Source organism: uncultured Oscillibacter sp. (genome assembly GCF_910587525.1).
Classification (GTDB): Bacteria; Bacillota; Clostridia; order Oscillospirales; family Oscillospiraceae; genus Oscillibacter.
On record NZ_CAJULS010000152.1, the window covers coordinates 1 to 4,691 of the forward strand.

Annotated in this window: 3 protein-coding genes; 2 read left to right on the forward strand and 1 reads right to left on the reverse strand. The window is 62.7% G+C overall.

The window, feature by feature from the left end; translation table 11 throughout:
• Window positions 1-3,385 precede the first annotated feature (3,385 nt).
• Window positions 3,386-3,760 (reverse strand): DUF3298 domain-containing protein, encoded by a 375-nt coding sequence (locus QZ326_RS11235; RefSeq protein WP_295745217.1) that lies wholly within the window; start codon window positions 3,758-3,760, stop codon window positions 3,386-3,388.
• 282 nt (window positions 3,761-4,042) lie between these two features.
• Between QZ326_RS11235 and QZ326_RS11240 the strand changes: the two genes are divergently transcribed.
• Both QZ326_RS11240 and rpsL read left to right on the forward strand, forming a co-directional pair.
• Window positions 4,043-4,282 carry a ribosomal L7Ae/L30e/S12e/Gadd45 family protein gene (locus QZ326_RS11240; RefSeq protein ID WP_295745218.1) on the forward strand — a complete coding sequence of 80 codons (240 nt, stop codon included), beginning with the start codon at window positions 4,043-4,045 and terminating at the stop codon, window positions 4,280-4,282.
• A 114-nt stretch (window positions 4,283-4,396) separates the two neighbouring features.
• The coding region (rpsL, locus tag QZ326_RS11245; protein ID WP_295745220.1) for a 30S ribosomal protein S12 at window positions 4,397-4,691 on the forward strand (295 nt) is incomplete at its 3' end.

A 4,691-nucleotide genomic window follows, 5' to 3' on the forward strand; every position in this document is an offset into this window, starting at 1 on the left:
GACCACCGAGATCTACACTCTTTCCCTACACGACGCTCTTCCGATCTACGACTTCCAGGCCGGCATGGGCGCCGAGGCCGTGAAAAAGCTCCTGCAGGATGTGGACCTGCCGGCCCTCTCCGCCCAGCTCCACGCAGAGCTGAAAGAGGCCTCCGGCCAGAAGAAGGCCCGGATCGTCAAGCGGCTGGAGGTGGTGGACGCCTTCTATATGTCTGGCAACAAGCCGGAGTGGATGGTCATCGACGTGCTGCCGGTGATCCCGCCGGAGCTGCGGCCCATGGTCCAGCTGGACGGCGGCCGGTTTGCCACGTCTGACCTCAACGACCTGTACCGCCGGGTCATCAACCGCAACAACCGCCTGAAGAGGCTCATCCAGCTCAATGCCCCGGATATCATCGTCCGCAATGAGAAGCGGATGCTCCAGGAGGCTGTGGACGCTTTGATCGACAACGGCCGCCGGGGCCGGGCCGTCACCGGCGCCAATAACCGGGCGCTCAAGTCCCTCAGCGACCTGCTGAAGGGCAAGCAGGGCCGCTTCCGCCAGAACCTGCTGGGCAAGCGTGTGGACTACTCCGGCCGGTCCGTCATTGTGGTGGGCCCCGAACTGAAAATCTACCAGTGCGGCGTGCCCAAGGAGATGGCCGTGGAGCTGTTCCGTCCCTTTATCATGAAGAAGCTGGTGGAGGACGGCACCGCCAACAACATCAAGTCCGCCAAGAAGATGGTGGACAAGGGCGTCACCGAGGTCTGGGACGCCCTGGACGTCATCATCAAGGACCACCCCGTCATGCTGAACCGGGCCCCCACGCTGCACCGCCTGGGCATCCAGGCCTTCGAGCCGGTGCTGGTGGACGGCCGGGCCCTGAAGCTCCACCCCCTGAACTGCACGGCCTTCAACGCCGACTTTGACGGCGACCAGATGGCCATTCATGTGCCCCTCTCCGCCGAGGCCCAGGCCGAGGCCCGCATCCTGATGCTCTCCGCCAACAACCTCCTGCGTCCCCAGGACGGCGGCCCCGTCACCGTGCCCACCCAGGACATGGTGCTGGGCAGCTACTACCTGACCATGGACCGCATGGGCAAGGCGGAGAAGGGCGCGGAGGCCGTCTGGTGCGAGGACGCCGGGGATACGAACCTTTCCGCCGGGACAGCGGTGGATGCGGATGAGTTCCTGGCCGCCAACGCCGCTCTGGAGAAGGGCCGGCGGCCCGCTGTCTACAAGCCTCTTCACGTGTACGCCAGCGAGGATGAGGCCCTGATGGCCTACAACGAGGGCGTCATCGGGCCCCACTGCCCCATCCTGGTCCGCCGGACCCGGGAGCTGGAGGGCGTGGCCCACACCCGCATCGTGGAGATCACGCCGGGCCGGATTATCTTCAACCAGAACGTCCCCCAGGACCTGGGATTTGTGGACCGCAGCGACCCTGCCCACATCTGCGACTATGAGATTGCCGAGACCTGCGGCAAAAAGCAGCTGGGTAAGATCGTGGACCGGACTATCAACAAGCACGGCTTCACCATGGCCGCCGAGGTGCTGGACGCCATCAAGGCCACCGGCTATAAATACTCCACCCGGGCCGCCATCACCGTCTCCATCGCCGACATGACCATCCCGCCCAAGAAGTATGAGATGGTGGCCGCCAGCGAGCAGGCCGTGGTGGACATCGAGAACCAGTACAAGATGGGCTTCATGACCGACCACGAGCGCTATAAGCAGGTGGTGCAGGTTTGGGAGAAGACCACCGACGACGTCTCTTCCGCCCTGCAGGACAATCTGGACCGGTACAACCCCATCTTCATGATGGCGGACTCCGGCGCCCGCGGCTCCATGAAGCAGATCCGCCAGCTGGCGGGGATGCGCGGCCTGATCGCCAACACCGCCGGCAAAACCATCGAGATTCCCATCAAGGCCAACTACCGGGAGGGCCTGACCGCTCTGGAGTATTTCATCTCCAGCCGCGGCGCCCGGAAGGGACTGGCGGATACCGCTCTCCGGACCGCCGACTCCGGATACCTGACCCGCCGCATGGTGGACGTCTCCCAGGAGGTCATCATCCGGGAGAAGGACTGCGGCGTGACCCACGGCATCAAGGTCTCCGAGATCAGCGAGAACGGCCAGGTCATCGAGAAGTTCTCCGACCGCCTCCGGGGCCGCTATCTGGTGGGCGACGTAGTGGACGCGGACACCGGCGAGGTGCTGGTGCCCGGCGACCGGATGATGGATGAGGCGGACGCCAAGCTCCTGGAGAGCCGCAAATGGGTCCAGGAGAATGTCCAGGAGGGCGACCGTTGCGCCTTCGATCCCGAGAAAGACGAGCGGCCCACCGTCATGATCCGCACCGTGCTGACCTGTAAGGCCCGCAGCGGTGTGTGCGCCAAGTGCTACGGTATGAACCTGGCCACCCAGAAGCCCGTGGGCCCCGGCGAGGCCGTTGGCATTATCGCCGCTCAGTCCATCGGTGAGCCCGGAACACAGCTGACCATGCGTACCTTCCACACCGGCGGTCTGGCCGGCGGCGACATCACCCAGGGTCTTCCCCGCGTTGAGGAGCTGTTTGAGGCCCGCAAGCCCAAGCGGATGGCGACGCTGGCGGAGATCGGCGGCCGGGTGAAGTTTGAGGAGGCGTCCAAGGGGAGTCTTCTGAACATCATCGTCACGGCGGACGACGGCGACGTCCGCACCTATGCGGTGCCCCACACGGGGCTGCAGGTGAAGGACGGCGACATCATCGCGGCCGGCACCCAGCTGACCTACGGTGCGCTGAACCCCCACGATGTGCTTCGCATCCGGGGCGCCGACGCCGTGTACAACTACCTGATCCAGGAGGTTCTTCGGGTGTACCGCCAGCAGGGCGTGGACATTAACGACAAGCACATCGAGGTGATTGTTCGCCAGATGATGCGCAAGATCCGCCTGGAGGACGCCGGCGATACCAATCTGCTGGACGGCTCCATGGTGGATGTCCTGGAGCTGGACGACGCCAATGCGGAGATTGACCGCCGTACTGCGGCAGGGGAGGTCCGGGAGGACGGCGAGCCCCTGCGGAAGGCCATGGGCACTCAGCTGCTGATGGGCATCACCAAAGCCTCCCTGGCCACGGACTCTTTCCTCTCCGCCGCCTCCTTCCAGGAGACCACCAAGGTCCTCACTGAGGCTGCCATCAAGGGCAAGGCAGACCGCTTGACGGGCCTGAAGGAGAATGTCATTATCGGCAAGCTGATCCCCGCCGGCACGGGTCTTCAGACCTACCACAGTTCCGCCAGGGAACTGGTGCCGGATGAGACGGGCGTCGCCGAGGAGGCGTTCCCCGCAGTGGAAAGCCTGTAAAAATGAAAACGGGCTCCGCGGCCACAGCCGCGGAGCCTCTTTTCGTGTGACGGCAAATCAGGGAGGGGGGATACGGAAGGACTGCTCGCCGTTGGCCTCGTCCGTCACGGCGCCTGCGGAAAAGTAAATGACCACATTACCCTCGCCGTCCACTTCAAAAGGAGTGGTATTGTCGATGGGGGCGTAATCGGTCAGAGGAGCGCCGTCTGTAATGGGGAAGTAGGGGACGTCAGGAGTTTTGTTCATCCGGTTTTCCATCTGCATGGTGATGGTTTCCACGATGTAGGACTGGTAGTCGGCGCCGCAGAGCATTTCCAGCGTGGGTTCTTCGGCGGCGGCCGGCTCCTCCGGGGCCGGGGAGGCCGGAGTGCCGCAGGCGGTCAGCGCCAGCAGGAGGGCCAGCAGGGCGGTGAGAGAGGCGAGATGTTTCATCAGAGATTCCTCCTTATCGATGTTCTGTCAATTAGACGGCGGAGGGGGCGAAAAAGTTTGAGCAGCGCCGCTGAAATTGGGACAAATCTATGAAAAACATTGAAAAAGCGGCCGGGGATTTGTGAAAGAGAAAAAATAAAGGTCCTTTCCGCGGAAATACTTGACGAGTGCGTTCCTACATGCTATAATTTCCAAATGCGCGGGCAGATTCCGCGAATTTCGCCATGCGTGTGCGTCAATGTGCGCTTTTCCCACAAAAGCGAGTATCAGGAGGAATTTCCCGTGATTACGGAACTTGCTTCTCAGGAAAAGGTGATCGGCGTGAAACAGTCCCGCAAAGCCATTCGGGAGGGCCGTGCCCGCCAAGTGTTCCTGGCCTGTGACGCCGACCCGGCGATTACCGGCCCGGTGGCCTCCGGCTGCGCGGAGGCGGGCATTCCCGTTCGGGAGGGGTATACCATGGCCCAGCTGGGCCAGGCTTGCCATATTGCGGTGGGGGCGTCCGTGGTGGCGGTCCTCTGACCCGATCCCCTGCAAATTTTTGGTTTTTTCGGAATAGCCGAGAGGTTTTCCGCAAAAAATAAAGGCTGTCCGCAGTGAGCGGCTGCCAAAAATATGTAAGAAAGGAGAAATTCAATGCCTACTTTTAACCAGCTGGTCCGTAAAGGAAGGGAGCAGGCGACCTACAAGTCCACCTCTCCCGCTCTGCAGTTTGGTCTGAACACCCTGAAGACCAAGACCACCGATCTCCCCTCTCCCCAGAAGAGAGGCGTCTGCACCGCCGTGAGAACCGCTACCCCCAAGAAGCCCAACTCCGCGCTGCGCAAGATCGCCCGTGTTCGCCTGACCAATGGCTACGAGGTCACCGCCTATATTCCCGGCGTGGGCCACTCCCTCCAGGAGCACTCCGTGGTCATGATCCGCGGCGGCC